This is a genomic window from Kitasatospora sp. NPDC034035, assembly GCF_055575755.1.
Map to the genome: position 1 here is coordinate 19,386 of NZ_JBVISA010000038.1, position 18,456 is coordinate 37,841.

Annotated in this window: 15 protein-coding genes; 5 read left to right on the top strand and 10 right to left on the bottom strand. The window is 74.6% G+C overall.

Translation table 11 applies throughout. The features are described from left to right. Window positions 1-59: 59 nt before the first annotated feature. On the bottom strand, window positions 60-512 hold the full coding sequence (locus ACZ52J_RS36035) for a nucleotide triphosphate diphosphatase NUDT15 (protein ID WP_360491813.1): 453 nt from the start codon (window positions 510-512) through the stop codon (window positions 60-62). A 34-nt stretch (window positions 513-546) separates the two neighbouring features. After that, window positions 547-2,049: an SDR family NAD(P)-dependent oxidoreductase gene (locus ACZ52J_RS36040; RefSeq protein WP_360492317.1), complete on the bottom strand. Its 1,503-nt coding sequence runs from the start codon at window positions 2,047-2,049 to the stop codon at window positions 547-549. A gap of 297 nt (window positions 2,050-2,346) precedes the next feature. Between ACZ52J_RS36040 and ACZ52J_RS36045 the strand changes: the two genes are divergently transcribed. Then, window positions 2,347-3,786 carry a GuaB1 family IMP dehydrogenase-related protein gene (locus ACZ52J_RS36045; protein ID WP_465624861.1) on the top strand — a complete coding sequence of 480 codons (1,440 nt, stop codon included), beginning with the start codon at window positions 2,347-2,349 and terminating at the stop codon, window positions 3,784-3,786. Here the strand turns inward: ACZ52J_RS36045 and ACZ52J_RS36050 are convergent. The 3 genes from ACZ52J_RS36050 to ACZ52J_RS36060 all read right to left on the bottom strand — a co-directional run bounded on the left by ACZ52J_RS36050 (window position 3,747) and on the right by ACZ52J_RS36060 (window position 6,480). Continuing rightward, complete coding sequence (locus tag ACZ52J_RS36050; RefSeq protein ID WP_465624863.1) at window positions 3,747-4,607, bottom strand: DUF5995 family protein; 861 nt, start codon at window positions 4,605-4,607, stop codon at window positions 3,747-3,749. The genes ACZ52J_RS36045 and ACZ52J_RS36050 overlap by 40 nt on opposite strands. Before the next feature lie 223 nt (window positions 4,608-4,830). Next, window positions 4,831-5,235: a DUF3224 domain-containing protein gene (locus tag ACZ52J_RS36055; RefSeq protein WP_465624865.1), complete on the bottom strand. Its 405-nt coding sequence runs from the start codon at window positions 5,233-5,235 to the stop codon at window positions 4,831-4,833. 156 nt (window positions 5,236-5,391) lie between these two features. After that, window positions 5,392-6,480, bottom strand: a complete 1,089-nt coding sequence (locus ACZ52J_RS36060; RefSeq protein WP_465624867.1) for a PP2C family protein-serine/threonine phosphatase — start codon at window positions 6,478-6,480, stop codon at window positions 5,392-5,394. Window positions 6,481-6,686: 206 nt separating this feature from the next. On the opposite strand from ACZ52J_RS36060, the gene ACZ52J_RS36065 reads away from it, so the two are divergent. The 3 genes from ACZ52J_RS36065 to ACZ52J_RS36075 all read left to right on the top strand — a co-directional run bounded on the left by ACZ52J_RS36065 (window position 6,687) and on the right by ACZ52J_RS36075 (window position 9,684). After that, window positions 6,687-7,709: a pseudouridine synthase gene (locus ACZ52J_RS36065; RefSeq protein ID WP_465624868.1), complete on the top strand. Its 1,023-nt coding sequence runs from the start codon at window positions 6,687-6,689 to the stop codon at window positions 7,707-7,709. Window positions 7,710-7,780: 71 nt separating this feature from the next. After that, window positions 7,781-8,566: an SDR family NAD(P)-dependent oxidoreductase gene (locus tag ACZ52J_RS36070; RefSeq protein ID WP_465624870.1), complete on the top strand. Its 786-nt coding sequence runs from the start codon at window positions 7,781-7,783 to the stop codon at window positions 8,564-8,566. Next, window positions 8,563-9,684, top strand: coding sequence for an S-adenosylmethionine:tRNA ribosyltransferase-isomerase (locus ACZ52J_RS36075; RefSeq protein ID WP_465624872.1), 1,122 nt, complete (start codon window positions 8,563-8,565; stop codon window positions 9,682-9,684). Before ACZ52J_RS36070 ends, ACZ52J_RS36075 begins: the two co-directional genes overlap by 4 nt. Window positions 9,685-9,779: 95 nt before the next feature. On the opposite strand, the gene ACZ52J_RS36080 is transcribed toward ACZ52J_RS36075, so the two are convergent. The 3 genes from ACZ52J_RS36080 to ACZ52J_RS36090 form a co-directional block, all read right to left on the bottom strand. After that, window positions 9,780-13,505, bottom strand: a complete 3,726-nt coding sequence (locus ACZ52J_RS36080) for a SpoIIE family protein phosphatase (protein ID WP_465624874.1) — start codon at window positions 13,503-13,505, stop codon at window positions 9,780-9,782. Window positions 13,506-13,543: 38 nt separating this feature from the next. Next, window positions 13,544-13,822 (bottom strand): hypothetical protein, encoded by a 279-nt coding sequence (locus ACZ52J_RS36085; RefSeq protein ID WP_465624876.1) that lies wholly within the window; start codon window positions 13,820-13,822, stop codon window positions 13,544-13,546. Between the two features lie 97 nt (window positions 13,823-13,919). Further along, entirely contained in the window at window positions 13,920-15,416 is a 1,497-nt protein-coding gene (locus tag ACZ52J_RS36090) for an MFS transporter (RefSeq protein ID WP_465624878.1), read from the bottom strand. A 140-nt stretch (window positions 15,417-15,556) separates the two neighbouring features. Between ACZ52J_RS36090 and ACZ52J_RS36095 the strand changes: the two genes are divergently transcribed. Then, the gene (locus ACZ52J_RS36095; RefSeq protein ID WP_360491783.1) at window positions 15,557-16,099 is read left to right on the top strand and encodes a winged helix-turn-helix transcriptional regulator; all 543 of its coding nucleotides are present in this window, start codon (window positions 15,557-15,559) and stop codon (window positions 16,097-16,099) included. A 76-nt stretch (window positions 16,100-16,175) separates the two neighbouring features. Here the strand turns inward: ACZ52J_RS36095 and ACZ52J_RS36100 are convergent, their stop codons facing one another. Further along, window positions 16,176-17,357, bottom strand: a complete 1,182-nt coding sequence (locus tag ACZ52J_RS36100) for an alpha/beta hydrolase family protein (protein WP_465624880.1) — start codon at window positions 17,355-17,357, stop codon at window positions 16,176-16,178. A gap of 85 nt (window positions 17,358-17,442) precedes the next feature. Continuing rightward, window positions 17,443-18,153, bottom strand: coding sequence for a hypothetical protein (locus tag ACZ52J_RS36105; protein WP_465624882.1), 711 nt, complete (start codon window positions 18,151-18,153; stop codon window positions 17,443-17,445). Between the last annotated feature and the right edge of the window lie 303 nt (window positions 18,154-18,456).

Consider the following 18,456-nt stretch of genomic DNA (forward strand, 5'->3'; position numbering starts at 1 on the left):
CGGCCCTGATTTCCGTCGGCCGACCGGCCCGCGACGGCCCGCCGCCCCGTCGCCTGCCCTCAGCGGGCGACGGGGTAGCCGTGCGTCCCGGCCCGCCGTACGTCGTCCAGCCCCGGCAGCCAACTGCCCAGGACCAGCGCGGACGGGTAGAACATCGGCTCCGGCAGCTCGTCGACCGCGAAGCGCTCCCAGCCGGCGCAGGCGTGCGGCTCGGTGACCACCGCCTCCGCCAGGCTGGGCGGCGCGAGGACGGCGGCGGTCAGCCGCGGCCGGCCGAGCTCGTGGTCGAGGTGCACGGCGAGCACCCGCATCCCCTCGGCGGGCAGCACGATGCCGGTCTCCTCGGCGAGTTCGCGGGCCGCGGTCCGCTCGAAGGACTCGCCCGGGTCGACCTTGCCGCCCGGCAGGCTCCAGGTGGGCGGCTCACCGGCGGTGGTGCGCCGGCCGATCAGCACCCGGCCGTCCCCGGTGGGCACGATGATCCCGGCGCCGAGCAGCGGTGCGGTGGTCACGTCGAGGTCTCCTTCGGGTGGTTACCGGGAATGGTTACCAGTTGCCGCGCTCGTAGTCCTTCATGAAGCAGCCGTACAGGTCCTCGCCCTGCTCGCCGCGCACGATCGGGTCGTACACCCGGGCGGCGCCGTCGACCAGGTCGAGCGGGGCGTGGAAGCCCTCGTCGGCGAGGCGCATCTTGTCCGGGTGCGGCCGCTCGTCGGTGATCCAGCCGGTGTCGACGGCGGTCATCAGGATGCCGTCGGACTCGAACATCTCCTGCGCGCTGGTGCGGGTGAGCATGTTGAGCGCGGCCTTGGCCATGTTGGTGTGCGGGTGGCCGGCGCCCTTGTAGCCGCGCTGGAACACGCCCTCCATGGCGGAGACGTTGACCACGTACTTGCGGCGGGACGGGGAGGCGGCCATCGCCGGGCGCAGCCGGCTGATCAGGATGAACGGCGCGGTGGAGTTGCAGAGCTGCACCTCCAGCAGCTCGATCGGGCCCACCTCGCTGACCGTCTGCACCCAGCTGTTGGTGTCCGCGAGGTCGGGCACCAGGCCGCCGGCGTCGATCGCGGTGCCGGCCGCGATCCGGGCGGGGGTGGCGGAGCCGGTGACCAGGGCGAGCGAGGTGACGTCCTCGGCGGCCAGCCGCTGCTTGTCGCCGCCCGCCTGGTGGGGGAGCGCGGGCAGGTCGACGCTGCCGCTGCCGAAGCGGCCGATGGTGGTGGCCTGCGGCAGCTCGCCGGCGGGCAGCGGGGCGGACTCGGCGTTGAGCAGCTCGCGGTAGGACTCCGGCGGGCGGCGCACGGTCTGCGCGGCGTTGTTGATCAGGATGTCCAGCGGGCCGTCGGCGGCGACTTCGTCGGCGAGTGCCATGACCTGGGCCGGGTCGCGCAGGTCGATGCCGATGACCTTGAGGCGGTGGATCCACTGGGCGCTGTCCGGCATCGCCTTGAAGCGGCGGATCGCGTCGTTGGGGAAGCGGGTGGTGATGGTGGTGTGGGCGCCGTCGCGCAGCAGCATCAGCGCGATGTACATCCCGATCTTGGCCCGGCCGCCGGTGAGCAGCGCGCGCTTGCCGGTGAGGTCGGCGCGGGCGTCCCGGTGGGCGCGGTTCTTGACGGCGCAGTCCTGGCAGAGGTTGTGGTAGAACGCGTCGACCTCGACGTAGCGCTGCTTGCACGTGTAGCAGGAGCGCGGGCGCTCCAGGATGCCGGCGATCTCGGTGGTGGTGACGGTGGTCAGGCCGAAGGCGCCGGCCGTCTCGTCGTCGATCCGGGTGGGCGCGCCGGTGGCGGTGCGGGCGGTGACCTCGCGGTCGTTGGCGGTCTTGCGGGCCCGGGTCTCCTGGCGGCGACGCTGCTTGAGGGTCCGGAATATGCCGCCGACGGCCTGGCGGACGGTGATCGCGTCCGGGTGGTCGACGTGCAGTTCGTCGAGCTCGGCGATCACCTCCAGACAGAGCTTCAGCCGCTCCGGGTCGAGGCCGGGACCGTAGTCGATCTCCTCCTCGGTGTCCTCGTCCTGACCCTGCCGGATGTCCGTCTGCCCGATGCCCACGCCTGCTGCCGTTTCCCGTTCGCCTCGCCGTTTACCGCGTGAATGCTACGGGAGCGGTCCACGCCGAGGCGAAAAGCGGACGTGGGAGGGGGTCTTTGTATGATCGTCCATGTCTACGCGCGGAGCATTGATCACTGTTTGTGCACAGCCCCAGCAATGCTCCTCGAACTGGCTTTTGCCTCCGCCCTCACGGAGAATCGAATGCTGGGTGCAGGGCGCCCGAGTGCGCCCCGACGGCATCGCCGCAACCGCACCCGAGGTGTAATTTCTCCCAGCCAGAGAGCCCCCTTCATGCGCTTCCTGAACGACCTCAAGCCCTCGTACGACCTCACGTACGACGACGTCTTCATGGTCCCCAGCCGTTCCGCCGTGGGCTCCCGGCAGGGTGTGGACCTCTCCTCGAACGACGGCACCGGCACCACCATCCCGCTGGTCGTGGCCAACATGACCGCGATCGCCGGCCGCCGGATGGCCGAGACCGTCGCCCGCCGCGGCGGCCTGGTCGCCATCCCGCAGGACATCCCCACCGAGGTCATCGCCGACGTCATCTCCTGGGTCAAGCAGCGCCACCTGGTGTTCGACACCCCGATCACCCTCGCCCCGGGCGCCACCGTCGCCGAGGCGCTCTCGCTGCTGCACAAGCGCGCGCACGGCGCCCTCGTGGTCGTCGAGGACGGCAAGCCGGTCGGCGTGGTCGCCGACTCCGACTGCCAGGGCGTCGACCGCTTCACCAGCCTCGCCGACATCATGTCCCGCGACCTGCTGCTGCTGGACGAGCACATCGAGCCGCGCGCCGCCTTCGAGAAGCTCACCGAGGGGCACCGCAAGCTCGCCCCGGTGGTCGACGGCGAGGGCCGTCTGGTCGGCATCCTCACCCGCAAGGGTGCGCTGCGCGCCACCCTCTACACCCCGGCCGTGGACGCGGCCGGCAAGCTGCGGATCGCCGCCACGGTCGGCATCAACGGCGACGTCGCGGGCAAGGCCAAGGCCCTCATCGAGGCCGGCGCCGACGTGCTGGTGGTGGACACCGCGCACGGCCACCAGGAATCCATGATCAGCGCGCTGCGCGCGGTGCGCGGCCTGGACCCGCAGATCCCGATCGTGGCCGGCAACGTGGTCTCCGCCGCCGGTGTCCGCGACCTCGTCGAGGCGGGCGCCGACATCCTCAAGGTCGGTGTCGGCCCGGGCGCCATGTGCACCACCCGGATGATGACCGGCGTCGGCCGCCCGCAGTTCTCCGCCGTCCTGGAGTGCGCCGCCGAGGCGCGCCGACTCGGCAAGCACGTGTGGGCCGACGGCGGCGTGCGGCACCCGCGCGACGTCGCGATGGCGCTGGCCGCCGGCGCCTCCAACGTGATGATCGGCTCCTGGTTCGCCGGTACCTACGAGTCCCCGGGCGACCTGCAGACCGCCGCCGACGGCCGCCAGTACAAGGAGAGCTTCGGCATGGCCTCGGCCCGCGCGGTGAGCAACCGCACCGCCCAGGACTCCTCGTACGACCGGGCCCGCAAGGCCCTGTTCGAGGAGGGCATCTCGCACTCCCGGATGTTCCTCGACCCGACCCGCCCGGGAGTCGAGGACCTGATCGACTCGATCATCGCCGGCGTGCGCAGCTCCTGCACCTACGCGGGCGCCAACAGCCTGGAGGAGTTCCAGGAGAAGGCGATCGTGGGCATCCAGAGCGCGGCCGGCTACGCCGAGGGCAAGCCGCTGCACTCCAGCTGGGCCTGATCGCCCGCATCCCCGGCGCCGGCCGGCCGGTTCCTCGCCTCGGGGAGCCGGCCGAGCGGCGCCGTGTCGGTCGGGGCGATGTCGGTCGGGGCGATGTCGGTCGGTGCCGTGTCGGTCGGGGTGTGTCCGTCTCCCCGCCCGAGCGGGAGCAGCAGGGCGTGGCCGAGCAGCCCGACCGAGCCGTCCAGCGCGGCGGCGAAAGCCCGGGCCGCGCCCGGCAGGTGCCGCAGCTCCCAGAGCGCCGCGACGGCGGTCCACGCCCCCTCGCGGGCCGAGGCGACCGACCACGCGCCGAGCCGGTGGGTGAGCGGCTCGGCGTGCTCCAGCAGGTCGGGCCCGGGCATCAGCCGCTCCCGGACGGCCGCCTCCACCTCGGCCAGCACCCCGTTGATCCGGTGGTAGTCCTTCTCGACGGCGGCCGGTTCGCAGCCCCGGCGGCGGCAGGTGTCCACGACGGCCAGCGGCAGGTCGTGCTGGATGTGGGCGTTCATCCCGGCCAGCGCGAACTGCAGCGGGTGCACGCCCGGGTGGGCGCGCAGCGCGAACAGGGCCCGCCAGCAGGCGGGCGGCTCCTGCCCGGCCGCGTCGGCGGCCACGGCCCGCAGGTATCGCCCGGCGAACACCACGTCCAGCTCGGCCATCGCCACAGGGTCGGCGAAGTACCCGTCGGCGAGCCGCTCGCGGACCGCCTCCGTGACGTCGAGGTAGAGCCGGTTGAAGACCGCCACCCCGTCGGCTTGGGGCAGCCCCGCCCCGATCTCCCGCAGCCGGCCGACCACCTCCTCGACCGTGGCCGCCTCCGTGGCCGTTGCTGCCTCCACGACCGCTGCTGCGGCTGCTGCCGTGACCGCTGTCGTGACCGCTGCCGTCGTACGATCCACCGCCGTGCCGGGCATGTGCCACCCTCCGATGTCGATCGTGCACTGATCGCATCATCGTGACAGTGCCGCCGAGCCTTCGGCGGGTGCGGCGCGCGGCGGCGGCGCGGCGGTGCGGGACGTCAGTACGGCTCGTCAGCCCGGGACGTCAGCCCGGCTCATATGCTCAGCCCAGCTCGTACTCCAGGACGAAGGTGTGGGCGCCGGACTCGTCGACGGCCAGGTGGAACTCCCCGGTGATCCCGGCCAGCTCGCCCGCCCCCGTGCCCGGCACCACGCGGATCGTCGTCCCGGTGGCGTCCCAGGCCGTGTGCTGGAGCACGAACGAGCCCTTGCGCCCGTCCAGTTCACCCGTCACGTGCTCCACCGCGACGTACGACGCCGGGCCGCCGGACGGGCCCCCGACGGAGAGCATCCGCACCTCGCTCGTCCCGCTCAGCGCGCCCGCGAAGGTCTTGGCGATCCGGATCCGCCCGAAGGACGCGCCCTCCCGCTCCTCCGTCTCCACCGGCTCGAACGCCGTCAGCTCGAACGATCCCTCGGCCCTGAACCCCTCAGCCTTGAACCCCACGGCAGCGTCCCCTCGTCGATCGTCGGTCGTGGTCCGGCGGCAGGGCACCGAGCAGGCTCCCCGCCGACCGCGCACCGAGCCTTGCACCCACCACTGACAATCGTTGCCTGCTCCCCTGAGCCCCGCCGTCCCCGCCGTCCCCGCCCCGCCGGCCTGTCACGGCTCCCAGCGCACTGCCAGCACCGCCGCGTCGTCGGCCAGCCCCGAGTCCCCGACCCAGCCGCCGACGTCCGCCAGCAGCGCGTCCAGCAGGTCCGCCGGGCTGCCGCCGTGCAGGCCGGGCAGTCGCTGCGCCAGCGGGTAGAAATGCCCGTCGGCGTCCCGGGCCTCCGACACGCCGTCGGTGTGCAGGACCAGCAGGTCGCCCGGCTCCGGGTCGAACCGCCGCGCCGGGTACTCGTCGCCGGTCAGCCCGAGCAGCCCCAGCGGCGGCGCCGGGAACGGGGGCTCCAGCTCGCACACCCGGCCCGCCCGGCGCAGCAGCGGGGCCGGGTGGCCGCAGTTCACGACCTGCACCGGCCCCCGGTCCGGCGCCACGTCGAGCAGCAGCGCGGTGGCGAACCGGTCCTCGTCCGGGCGGGCCGTGAGCGCCGCGTCCAGCCGTTCCGCGAGCCGCCCGGGGTCGGGCTCGGTCCGCGCCGCCTCCCGGAACACCCCGAGGACGTCCGCCGCCGTCTCCACCGCCGGGAGCCCGTGCCCCTGGACGTCGCCCAGCAGGATCCGCACCCCGAACCGGGTCTCCACCACGGCGTACAGGTCCCCGCCGATCCGCGCCTCGGCCGCCGCCGCGACATAGCGCACCGCCACCCGCAGCGGCCCGATCCGCTCGGCCGGCGGCCGCAGCAGGGCCCGCTGCGCCGCCTCGGCCACCGTCCGGACCTGGAACAGCTCCCGTTCGCGGGCCGCCACCAGGACGACGCTGGCGGCGCTGGCCAGCGTCGAGGCCAGTACCGTGACCGGCACGCTGATCCGGACGGAGAGCGGCAGCTGCGTGTTGGCCGACTCCAGCAGCCCGACCGCGAGCAGCGCCGCCGCGCCGACCAGCAGCGGCACCCGGGCCCGTCGGGTGGTCGCCCCGGCGAGGACGGGGGCCACCGCGAGCAGCGGCGCCAGGGTGGTCCCCGGGCCGAGGGCCAGGGCGGCCACCACGGCGGCGACCAGCAGCAGGAGCGAGCCGTACAGCAGCATCCGGGTCCGTCGGGGCAGGTGCAGCGGCGGCACCCCGTCCGGGCCGTCGGCGGTCACGCGTCCTCCAGGGGTCCGTCCAGTGGTCCGTCGGAAGGCCCGACAGGGGTCCGGTAGCTGATCGACCGAGCGTCGGTGGCCGCCGGCCGAGCGAGGGCCACCGGTCCACTCTCCCCGCCCCACCCCGGCCCGGCACCTCGGCCGCGGGCCGCGGCAGCACCTCGGCCGCGGGCACGGGCGGGGCGCGCACTACGCTGGGCCGGGAGATGAGACGCAAGAGCCGCCGCCCGACCTCCCCCCTCCCGCAACGCCACGGCGTGGACCCGGTGCACCTCCGGCTGCCGCTCGAAGGCCCCTGGCCCACCCTGCGGGACCACCTGGTCGACCGGCTGCCCACCGTCCCGGCCGAGCGGATCGAGGCGGCGCTGCGCGACGGCGAGATCGTCGGCGCGCTCGGTCCGGTCGCCCCGGACGAACCGTTCCGCCCCGGCGCGCACGTCTGGTTCCACCGGGACCTCCCGGAGGAGGCGCGGGTCCCGTTCGAGCTGGTCGTGCTGTACCGCGACGAGCACCTGGTGGTCGTCGACAAGCCGCACTTCCTGGCCACCACCCCGCGCGGCAGGCACGTCACCGAGACCGCGCTCTCCCGGCTGCGGCACACCCTCGACCTGCCCGTGCTCAGCCCCGCGCACCGCCTGGACCGGCTCACCGCCGGCCTCGCCATGTTCGTCGTGCGCCCCGAGGAGCGCGGTGCCTACCAGACGCTGTTCCGCGACCGCCTGGTGCGCAAGGAGTACCGGGCGATCGCTCCGTACGACCCGGAGCTGAGCCTGCCGCGCACCGTGCGCAGCCACATCGTCAAGGAGCGCGGGGTGATCGCCGCGCAGGAGGTCGACGCGCCGCCGAACAGCGAGAGCCGGATCGACCTGCTGGAGCGCCGCGACGGCCTCGCCCGCTACCGGCTGCGCCCGCTCAGCGGACGCACCCACCAGCTGCGGCTGCACATGAGCGGCCTCGGACTGCCGATCCTCGGCGACCCGGTGTACCCGGTGGTGCTGCCCGAACCGGCCCCGGACGACTTCCGCCGTCCGCTGCAGCTGCTCGCCTCGGCGATCGAGTTCACCGACCCGCTGACCGGCCGGGAACGCCGCTTCGAGAGCCGCCGCACCCTGGCCGCCTGGACCGACCCGCAGGGCTGGTCCGAGGGCTGGTCGGAGGGCGGGGCGGAAGGCTCGGGCTCGGAGGGCTCGGGCGCGGGCTCGGAGTCCCGGGTCCGTCCGCCGGTCTAGTCCCAAGGTCCGACCCGGTCCCGGTTCCGAGGGCCGATCCGCCGCCCGCCCCGGCGGCGGATCGTTACGGCATGAACGCAGCACAGCGCACCGCCGCACCGCACACCGCCCCCGTCGCCCTGGTCACCGGCGCCTCCCGGGGCCTCGGGCTGGCCCTCGCGCACGCCCTCGCCGCCGACGGCTGGCAGCTGGTGATCACCGCCCGGGGCGCGGCCGGACTCGCCGCCGCCGAGGCGGACCTGTCCGCCGTCACCAAGGTCGTCGCGCTGCCCGGCAGCGTCGTCGACGACGACCACCGCGCCCACCTCGCCGAGGCCGCCGAGCGCCTCGGCGGCGCGAGCCTGCTGGTCAACAACGCCGGCACGCTCAACGGCGCCCCCGCCCCCGGATCCGAGCCGCTGCCCCGGCTGGCCGACTACCCGCTGCCGGACCTGCTGGAGACCTTCGAGGTCAACGCGCTCGCCCCGATCGCCCTCACCCAGCTCGTCCTGCCCCAACTGCGCGGTCACGCCGGCGCCGTCCTCAACATCAGCTCCGACGCCGCCGTGGTGCCCTACCTCGGCTGGGGCGGCTACGGCGCCAGCAAGGCCGCGCTCGACCTGGCCACCGCCGTCCTCGCCCGGGAGGAACCGGAGCTGAGGGTCTGGGCGGTCGACCCGGGCAGCATGCGCACCCGAATGCTCCAGGAGGCCAGCCCCGGCGAGGACATCTCCGGCGAGCCGCTGCCCGAGCAGGTGGCGCCGGTCCTGCTCGGCCTGCTCCGCGACCGCACCCCGTCCGGCCGCTACCGTGCCGAGGACCTCGCCGCCCCGGCCGACGACCTGGCCGTCCCGGCCGGGGACCGGGGCGGGCGATGACCGCATTCACCGGCCTTGGCCTTGGCTTCGGCCTCGACCTCGGCCTCGACCTCGACCTCGGCCTCGACCTCGACCTCGGCCTCGCCGTCCCGCCCGAACTCTCCGCCCGTGCACCGGCGGAGGCGCGTGGCACGGCCCGGGACGGCGTCCGGATGCTGGTCGGCCGCCGCGACACCGGCGCCGTCGAGCACCGCCGGTTCGCCGACCTGCCCGAGGTGCTGCGCCCGAGAGACCTCGTGGTGGTCAACAACTCGGCCACCCTCCCGGCCGCGCTGCCCGGCCGGCTGCCCGACGGCACGCCCGTCGCGCTGCACGTCTCCTCCGCCCAGCCGGACCGGTACGGCGCCCACCTGGTCGAGTTGCGTCGTGTCGTGCCCGGGCAAGCGGCGGCGTACTACTCGCCGGCGGAGTCCCCGGCCCGCGCGGGCCTGCGGGTCGCCCTGCCCGCAGGCGGTACGGCGGTGCTGACCCGGGCTTTCACCGCCCGCCTCTGGTACGCCGAACTCGCCCTGCCCTGCGAGCTGTTGCCGTACCTGGCGGTGCACGGCCGGGCGATCCGGTACGGCTACGTGGACCGCGAGTGGCCGATCGAGGCCTACCAGACGGTCTTCGCGACCGTCCCCGGTAGCAGCGAAATGCCCAGCGCGGCCCGCCCGTTCAGCGCCGAGGTGGTGGCCCGGCTGGCCGGCCGGGGCGTGCTCGTCGCGCCGGTCACCCTGCACACCGGGGTGGCTTCGCCCGAGGCGCACGAGGCCCCGTACGCCGAGCGCTTCCGCGTCCCGGCCGCCACCGCCCGACTGGCCGGTCACGTCCGGGCCGACGGCGGCCGGGTGATCGCCGTCGGCACCACCGTGGTCCGCGCCCTGGAGTCCGCGGCCACACCGGACGGCACCCTCCAGGAAGCCGACGGCTGGACCGAGTTGGTCATCACCCCCGAACGCGGCGTCCGCGCCGTCGACGGCCTCCTCACCGGCTGGCACGAACCCCGCGCCTCCCACCTCCTGATGCTCGCCGCTGTCGCCGGCCGCCCCCTCCTCGCCACCTGCTACCGCGCTGCCGTCCAACACCGCTACCTCTGGCACGAGTTCGGCGACGTCAACCTCCTCCTGCCGGACTGAGCGCGGCCCGGTCCCGGCCGGGCGGGCCGGTCGGGTGTCGGTGAGGTGGCCGCCCGGGCCGACAGCCGTGGCGGCGGCCCGACAGCGTCCGTTGTTCAGGTGGTGGACGAGACCCCCGGGGGAAGCTCCAGCTCGAACCAGACCACCTTGCCGTCGGCGGTGCGGCGGCTGCCCCAGCGGTGCGCGAGCTCGTTGACCAGGTGGATGCCCCGGCCGCCCTCGTCCTCGGTGCGGGCGCGGCGGATCCGGGGCGCCTCGGCCTCCTGGTCGGCGACCTCGACGGTGAGCACCCGGTTGCAGAACAGCCTCAGCTGGGTGGGGGATCCGGCGTGCACCAGGGCGTTGGTGATCAGTTCGCTGGTGAGCAGTTCGGCCCAGTCGGCCAGGGCGCCGAGACCCCAGCCCGCCAGCGTCTCGCGGGTGAAGCGGCGCGAGTGCGCGACCATCGCGCGGTCGCCGGTGAGCGGCAGGGTGGCGATCCGGTCCGCGCCGTGCGGGCGGACCTGCGCCATGATGACGGCGATGTCGTCCTCGCTGGTGCGGCCGGTGAGCCGGGTCAGGACGGCGTCGCAGGTCTGCTCCAGCGAGCGGCGCCGGTCGGCGACGGTGCGGCAGAGCAACTGCAGGCCCTCGTCCAGGTCGCGGCCCCGGCGCTCGACCAGGCCGTCCGTGTAGAGCGTCAGGATGCCCTCCTCGGGGAGGGTGAACTCGGCGCTCTCGAACGGGACTCCGCCGACGCCGAGGGGTGTGCCGGTCGGCAGCTCGACCAGGTGGGCCCGTCCCTCGGCGTCGCAGACCACGGGCGGCAGGTGCCCGGCGCTGGCCGCGGTGCAGCGGCGGTCCACCGGGTCGTACACCACGCAGACGCAGGTGGCGAACTGGCCCTCGCCGACGGCCGTGGTGGCCTCGTCCAGCCGGTACAGGACCCGCGCCGGGTCCAGGTCAAGGGTGATCAACGTTCGTGCCGCCGTACGGAGTTGGCCCATCGTGGCGGCGGCCCGGATGCCGTGGCCCATGACGTCGCCGACGATCAGCGCGACCCGCCCGGAGGAGAGCGGCACCACGTCGAACCAGTCGCCGCCGACCTCGCTGACCACGCTGCTGGGCAGGTAGCGGTAGGCGATCTCCAGGCCGAGGGTGCGGTGCACCTCCTGCGGCAGCAGACTGCGCTGCAGCATGAGCGCGGTGTCCCGCTCCCGGCGGTAGAGCCGGCCGTTGTCGATCGCGAGTGCGGTGCGGGCGGCCAGCTCCTCGGCCAGCGAGCGGTCAGCCGGGCCGAACGGCACCGGGTTGCGGGTGCGGACGAACTCCGCGCCGCCCAGCACGTGTCCGCGCGCCATCAGCGGCACCATCAGGTACGAGTGCACCCCGGCGTCCAGCCCCGGCTGCACCCGGTCGGGGGAGGCGACGATCCGGCGCAGCTCCTCCTCGGTCACCTCGGACACCAGGATCGAGCGCCGGGTGCGCAGGCTCTGCGCGTACAGCTGGGCGGACTGCGAGGTCTCGCCCACCTGGTCGGCGGCCCCCGTCATGGTGCCGTCCGAGGTCACTTCGCCGACCGCCACCGCCCGCATCAGCACCCGACCCTCCGCCGGGACGGTCCCCGGCTCCTCGCCGCTGAGCACCGCCTCCCGCAGGTCCACGGTGACGAAGTCGGCGAAGCGCGGGAGCACCACCTCCACCAACTCCTGGGCGGTGCGGTGCAGATCGAGCGTGGTGCCGATCCGGTTGCTGGCCTCGTTCAACAGCGACAGCCGCTGCTGGGCGGCCCAGGCCTCGTCCAACGCCCGCTGCCGGGCGGCCGCCGCGTCGCGTTCGCGGGTGAACAGCAGCGCGTTGTCGATGGAGACGGCCGCCCGCACCGCCAACTCCCCGGCCAGCGCCACGTCGTCGTCCTCGTACGGGCGCTCGACCAGGGTCCGGTAGAAGCCCGCCACGCCGACCGGGGTGCCGCGCGCGATCAGCGGGACCACCATGAACGAGCGCACGTTCTGCTCCCGTATGGCGGCGGTGCGCACCGGGTCGTCGGCGAACCAGGCCATGCCCTGTTCGTCCATCCGCGGCACCAGCACCGGCTTGCGGTGCGCCAAGCTCCACGCGTACGGCGAACCGGGTTGGAAACGGTGCACGTTGCCGGTGCGGGCGATCGGCTTCAGGGTCGAGCCGTGCACCGAATGGAAGGCCATCCGCCGCAGCAGCGCCGAGCCGTCCGCCGGCGCGCGGGCCTCACGCTCGCCGCGGACCAGCTCCTCCAGCACCTCCACCACCACCGTGTCGGCCAGCCTGGGCGTCGCCACCTCGGCCAACTCCTGTGCGGTCTGGGCGAGATCGAGCGTGGTGCCGATCCGGGTCGAGGCCACGTTGACCAGCGCCAGGCGCTCCTGCGCGGCCTTGGCCTCGCGCAGCGCCTGCTGGCGGGCCAGCACGGTCTGGTGCTGGCGCAGGTACAGCCGGGCGTTGTCGATCGCGACGGCGGCCCGCGAGGCCAGCTCGTCACCGAGCGTGATGTCGGCCTCCGCGAAGGACTCGCGCTCACCGCGCCGCGAGTACACCACCATGCCGAGCGTGGTGCCGCGCGCCACCAGCGGGGTGATCCGCACCGAGCGCGGCCGGTCGCCGAGGTAGGCCTGCCGGCGGCTCTCGTTGATGCCCTCGCTCAGCACCGGCAGCTCCCAGGACGGGGTGACCACCGTGCGCCCGGTGCTCATCGCGCGGGCGTACGGGGAGTCCGGCGGCAGCTCGTACACGGCGTCCACCGGCAGCGCCTCGGACGGGTAGAGCGGGTCGGCAGTCGCCAGCGCCAGGCGACGCACCAACTGGGGCGTGTCCGGGGCGGGCGGCTCGACGTTCCGGCCGGCCACCAGTGCCTCCAGCGCGAACACCCCGCTGATGTCCGCGACCCGGGGCACCATCGCGTCGGCCAGCTCCCGGGCGGTCTGCCGCAGGTCGAGCGTGGTGCCGATGGAGGCGGTCGCATCGACCAGCAGGGCCAGCCGCTCCTGCGCGCGGGCCGCCCGGGCATCGGCCCGGAACCGCTCGGTGATGTCGATGACGGTCGAACTCACCCCGAGCACCCGACCGCTGCGGTCCTCCAGCCGGAAGTAGGAGGCCGACCAGGCGTGGTCGTGCTGCGGGTCACCCGGGGTCCGGCCGTGCGAGCGGGTGTCCACCACCGGCTCGCCGCTCTCCAGCACCTGGCGCATCACCGCTTCGGCCTCGGCGCCGTTGATCCCGGGCAGTACCTCGGTGAGCCGGTGGCCCAGGTGCTGTCCGGGGGCCAGACCGTTGGCCCGGGCCAGCGCCTCGTTCAACCGGACGAAACGCAGCTCGGTGTCGAAGACTCCCATGCCGACCGGGGACTGGGTGAAGAACCCGTCCAGGACCGCCAGGTCCGCCTGGATCCGGCGCAGCGTCGTCACCTCGGAGGCCACCGCCAGCACCAGCGGTTCACCGCCGGGCCCGCGGATCGGATGGGTGCGGAACTCCAGGTTCACCAGGTGCCCGTCACGGTGGCGCACCGGGAACACGCCGGTCCAGGGCCGGCCCTCGAGGATCCGCTGGAACAACTGGAGCACCTCGGGCCGCTCCACGTCGGAGGTCAGCAGCTTCGCCGCCTTCGCCCCGACCGCGTCCTCCGCACGGTGACCGAGCAGTGCCTCCGCGTCGCTGCTCCAGTGCAGGATCCGCCCGTCCGCCGCGATCAGCGCCGTCGCGATCGGCACCATCAGCAGGGCGTCCTGCTGCGGCTCCTCCTCGCGCTGCGTGTTGTGGTCCACCATGGCCAGAGAACCGTCCCAGAAGCGTCCGGAGATCGTTCCCACCAGCCCTGCCATCTTCGCACGCGGCCCCGGGCGGCCGCTCACCGTGGCAGCAGGCGCTCCTGGGCCGGCCACCCGACGAGCAGCGGCTCCCCGCCCAGTACCGGCGCGTCACCGTGCCCGGGCACCGGGAACGCGGCCGCATACTCCTCGGCGGGTGCAGGCAGCGCCTCCCCGGCCGTCCACCCCCCGACGGCCGCCTCCGGGCACAGCACGAACAGCCCCGAGCCGGTCCCGTCCCAGCCGCGCCGCGCCGCGCGGTGCGGTGCGGTGCGCGGGAAGTCGGCGGGGTCGACTTCTTGTGCGTTCTTGTGCGTCACCGTACGGCCGAGGGCTTTCGGGCCGGCTGCGTGGCATCCGTCTGCGTATCCGTGTGGGCGGCTGCGTGGGACGTCGGCCGGGTCGACTTCTTGTGCGTCACCGGGTGGCGGCGGGTTCTCGGGCTGGCTGCGCTGTGTCCGTCTCCGCGTCCGTGCGGGCTTCGGCGGTGCGGGCGGCGAGGGCGGGCAGGGCGCCGAGCAGGCAGAGGGCGGCGGCGACCAGGACGGCCCGATCGCAGCCCGCCGCGAGGGCGTGGGCCGCCGCCTCGGGGCCGGGCGCGCCCGGGCGGGCGGAGCCGGCGACGGCGACCGTGACCGCCACGCCGAGGGCCGAACCCAGGTAGCGGGAGGTGTTGTTGGCGCCGGAGCCCATCGCCGCCCGGTGTGCCGGGACGCTGCCGACCGCCAGCCGGGCGAGGGCCGCGTTGAGCACCCCGCTGCCGATGCCCGCGACGGCGAGCCCCGGGGCCAGTCGCAGCCAGGACGAGCCGGGCGTGAGCCCGTACAGGCCCAGCTCGCCCGCCCCGCAGACCAGCAGCCCGAGGGCGACCTGCGCGGTGGCCGACAGGTGCGCCGCCAGCCGTCGGGCCTGCAGCGCGGACACCACCGACAGGCCCGACCACAGCGCCAGCACGCCGCCCGCCGCCGGCCCGGACAGGCCGAGTACGCCCTGGAGCAGGGTGGGCAGGTAGCTCATGAACCCGACCAGCGACAGCCCGGTGAACAGCGCCCCGCCGGTGGCCGCGATGAAGCCGGGGCTGCGGAACAGCGCGAGGTCCAGCATCGGCTCCCGCACCCTCGCCTCGACCACGGCGAACGCCGCCAGCAGCAGCACCCCGCCCACCAGCAGCGCCACCACCGAGGGCCGCCCCCACCCGCTGCGCCCCTCGGCCAGCCCCGCGATCAGGCAGGACGTTCCGGTGGCGAGCGTGAGCACCCCGTACGGGTCGAGTGCGCGCGGCCGCTCGGCCCGTGACTCGGTGAGGACGGCGACGGCGCAGGCGGCCACGACGGCCGAGGCCACCGCGATGCCGCCGCTGACCGCGCGCCACCCGGCCCACTGCTGGACCAGTGCGCCGTACACCGGGCCGATCGCGATCCCGAGGCCGACGGCCGCACCCCAGACGCCCAGTGCCCGGATCCGTTCGGGCCCGGTCGGGTGGGCGTGGCTGATCAGGGCGAGTGCCGGTGCCAGGACGGCCGCCGAGGCGAGGCCGAGGAGTACCCGGGCGGCCAGGTAGACGGCGCCGCCGGGGGCCAGGGCGGACAGCGTCTCGGCAGCCGCGAACAGCAGCACGCCGAAGGTGAAGACCCGTTTGCGCCCGTGGTCGTCGGCGGCGCTTCCGGCGGTGAGCAGCAGCGCCGAGATGCCGACCAGGGTGCCGGTGAGGATCCAGGTGCGGCCGGAGGCGCCCAGGTGGGCGGCTTGGGCGGTGGCGGCGAGCGAGGCGGTGGGGGCGGTGTAGGCCGCGGTGGTCAGCGCGGTCGCCGCCGAGGTGGTCGCGAGCGTGGCGCCGGGCCGGACGCGCGGGGGCGGGGTGGCGGGGGAGGAGGTGGGTGGTGCCGGGGAGGAGCCGGGTGCTGCGGGGGGCATGGGTGTTCCCTCCGGACTGGACCCCGGGACCGGCCGTTCCGCCCCGAAGGTCTGGTGAATGAACCTTCGTTTCGGGTGGCACGCTACCACTGTTGGTCTGTTCATTGAACCCACTAGGGCCGTGGACTAGGCTGGCGCCCATGGCCCTGGGAACCGACTACGAACTGCAGGACTGCGCACTGGCCCGCGCCCTGGAGGTGGTCGGCGAGCGCTGGAGCCTGCTGATCGTGCGCGACGCGTTCTACGGGGTGCAGCGGTTCAACGACTTCCTCACCCACCTCGGCATCCCGCGCGCCGTCCTCACCGCGCGCCTCAACGCCCTGGTCGCGGCCGGGGTGCTGAGCAAGGAGCCGTACCAGCAGGCGCCGCTGCGCCACGGCTATCTGCTCACCGAAACCGGCCTCGAACTCTGGGGGCCGCTCTACCAGTTGAGCCGCTGGGGCGGCCGGCACGCCACCGAGGGCGGCCCGCACCACCTCTTCGCGCACGCCGCCTGCGGCACCGACCTCGACCTCGTCGGCGCCTGCCCGACCTGCGGCGGTTCACCCGTCCCGCCGGCCGAGATCACCATGCGCCCCAACCCCGCCCGCTCGGGCAGTCGCCGCGAGGACCCGGTCTCCCGCGCTTTGGTCGGCCCGCACCCGCTGCTCGAACCGATTGCCTCGGCGGCCGTGCCCGCCTGACCTGTCCGCGCGTCCGCCCGCGTACGCCGACGAGGCCGTCGGCGGGGTGCCGGCGGCCTCGCCCACGGGCCGATGGTCAGGAGTGGAACCGCACCTCCGGGTTGGCGGCGGTCGGCCCGTCGAGCAGCGGCTGCTCGATGCCCTTCAGCTGCAGGTCGAAGAAGGCGCCGACGTACTGGCGGGTGAGCTCGACGGCGCGGCGGGGCGCGATGGTGGCCCCGGGCCCCTGCGGGAGGCTGAGCCCGTCGATGAGCACCGGGAAGTCGGTGAAGCTGGGGTGGATGGTGCCGTCGACGGTCAGCCACCGCTTCCAGCCGTCCAGGTTGGACCAGCTCGTGACCCAGCTGCCGTCCTCGTCGCCGTTGCCCAGCGGGTGGCCCATCATCAGGAACGGCTTGCCGCCGATCCCCGAGGCCGGGACCGGGACGTCCATGGTGCCGTCGAGGTCCACCCCGGCCTGGATCCGGTCGTCGGCGAGCAGTGCCGGGACGGTGGCCGCGCCCCCGGCCGAGTGCCCGGCCATGCCGATCCGGTCGCGGTCGATCATGCGGGCGTAGCGCCAGGCAGGGTGGGGGCGGTCGGTCAGCTGGTCGATGACGAAGGACACGTCCTTCGCCCGGTTCTCGTCCAGGCCCGCCCAGGCCTCGGGGGTCCGGAGCCGCCCGCACATCACGCAGGGCAGTGTCTGCCCGTCCGGGAAGGTGGTCCCGAAGTTCTCGTAGGTGTGATCGACCAGGGCGACCACGTACCCCCGGCTGGTCAGGTCCACGGCGAGGCTGGTCAGTGAGGTCCGCTGCATGGTGAAGCCGGGCGACAGCACCACGAGCGGGTAGTGGCCGCCCTGCGGGCGCGCGCCGGACTCCGCCCAGGTCCGGGTGCCGGTCAACGCCTCGGTCGGGATGGTGGTGCCCGGCAGCTTCGCGTCCAGCAGTGCACGGGCCGCCCCCTCGGTCATGTACGGCGCCGGGCTGCCCGTCCCGGCGTGCGCGGGGTAGTACATCGAGACCATCAGCCGGCGCGGTCCGGCGGACGGCACCCACGGGTCCGGACGGTTCTGGTCCACCAGCTGCAGGACTTCCTGCCCGACCGCGTACCGGCCCGTCGGGCGCGGGAGTTCGATGCGGACGGCGGTCTGGGCGGCGGGTGCGGCGGCCCCGGTGGGCGAGGGCGCGGCGAGGGCCGGCGAGGCGGCGGCGACGGACAACGGCAGCGCGAGCAGCAGGGCGGCGGCGACGGCGGTGGTGCGAAGTCGGCTCATGTCAGCGACGGTAGGCCGCAGGCAGTGAAACTGACGTCCACTCAGAGATGTACTGGTCCCTTCCGGGATGAGCCTGTCGCGACCCCTAGGGGGCGGTGGCCCGGAGCTCCTCCAGGAAGCCGGCCGCCGCACGGGCGTTGGGCACCGCGAGGGCGAGCGGCAGGCCGGCCGAGCGCGTCCGGATCTCCAACTCCCCAAGCGCCGACGCCCGGGCCGACTCCACCTCCGCCCACCGGTAGGCCTCCGTCGCCGTGAGCGGGTGCGGCGGCCGGTGGACCAGCCCGCCGGCCGTCACCGTCAGCCGCCCCCGTGCGAACCGGACGCTGCCCTCGGTGCGCAGCGTCTCGTGCAGGGCGGCTCGGAGCCCGGGGGAGAGGCGTTCCTCCAGCTCCCGGAACAGTCGGGCCAGCCCGTGCAGATGCTCCAGCACCACCGGCTCGTCCACGCCGGCCAGCCATATTCGTCCCTGCTCACAGGCCCCGCGCCGACCGTCAGGGGAGTATCCGGAGGAGTACTCGGTGGCCTCCAGCGCGCCCCACGGCAGCGGGCGCTCGCCGCCGTCCGCCGCGACCAGCACCAGCCCGCCCTCGTGGATCCGTACCGACCGAAGACCGGGCACCGGCCGCAGCCACCCGAACCCGCTCGCCGCCACCACCGCGACGGCCCCCACCACGGGCGCGGGCCACCACCCGCCGAGCGCCAGACAGGCGGCCACCGCGACCACGGCCGCGCAGGCGTTCACCCACGCCCGCGCCCGCCGGGGCACCGGCCGGAACCGCCGGTACACGCGCACCACCGGCCCGATCCGATCAGCCGGCCCGACCCGGCCGCCCTGACCGACCGGCCCGGACGGACGGACCGTCCGCACCCGCGTCGGCGACCACACCACCGCCACGTCGGCCCCCTTTCGCTCGGCGGACCCATCGGAACCGCAGCTGCCGGATCCATCCCCAGCATCGACCGTCCGCGGCACCTGGCAACAGTGCCAATCGGCACCTTTTGGCCCGAAACGACCTCGCCACCATCATCGCCCCCGGCCCGGAGCCCGCCGCTACCGGGGGTGCCGATGGGCAGGGTCGGGCGCCTCCCGAGCCGACCG

What these genes read in the sequence shown, in the direction of transcription:
- ACZ52J_RS36100 (WP_465624880.1), bottom strand. Translation starts at nt 17,357, where the DNA reads ATGAGCCGACTTCGCACCACCGCCGTCGCCGCCGCCCTGCTGCTCGCG.
- ACZ52J_RS36090 (WP_465624878.1), bottom strand. Translation starts at nt 15,416, where the DNA reads ATGCCCCCCGCAGCACCCGGCTCCTCCCCGGCACCACCCACCTCCTCC.
- ACZ52J_RS36045 (WP_465624861.1), top strand. Translation starts at nt 2,347, where the DNA reads ATGCGCTTCCTGAACGACCTCAAGCCCTCGTACGACCTCACGTACGAC.
- ACZ52J_RS36065 (WP_465624868.1), top strand. Translation starts at nt 6,687, where the DNA reads ATGAGACGCAAGAGCCGCCGCCCGACCTCCCCCCTCCCGCAACGCCAC.
- ACZ52J_RS36075 (WP_465624872.1), top strand. Translation starts at nt 8,563, where the DNA reads ATGACCGCATTCACCGGCCTTGGCCTTGGCTTCGGCCTCGACCTCGGC.
- ACZ52J_RS36070 (WP_465624870.1), top strand. Translation starts at nt 7,781, where the DNA reads ATGAACGCAGCACAGCGCACCGCCGCACCGCACACCGCCCCCGTCGCC.
- ACZ52J_RS36095 (WP_360491783.1), top strand. Translation starts at nt 15,557, where the DNA reads ATGGCCCTGGGAACCGACTACGAACTGCAGGACTGCGCACTGGCCCGC.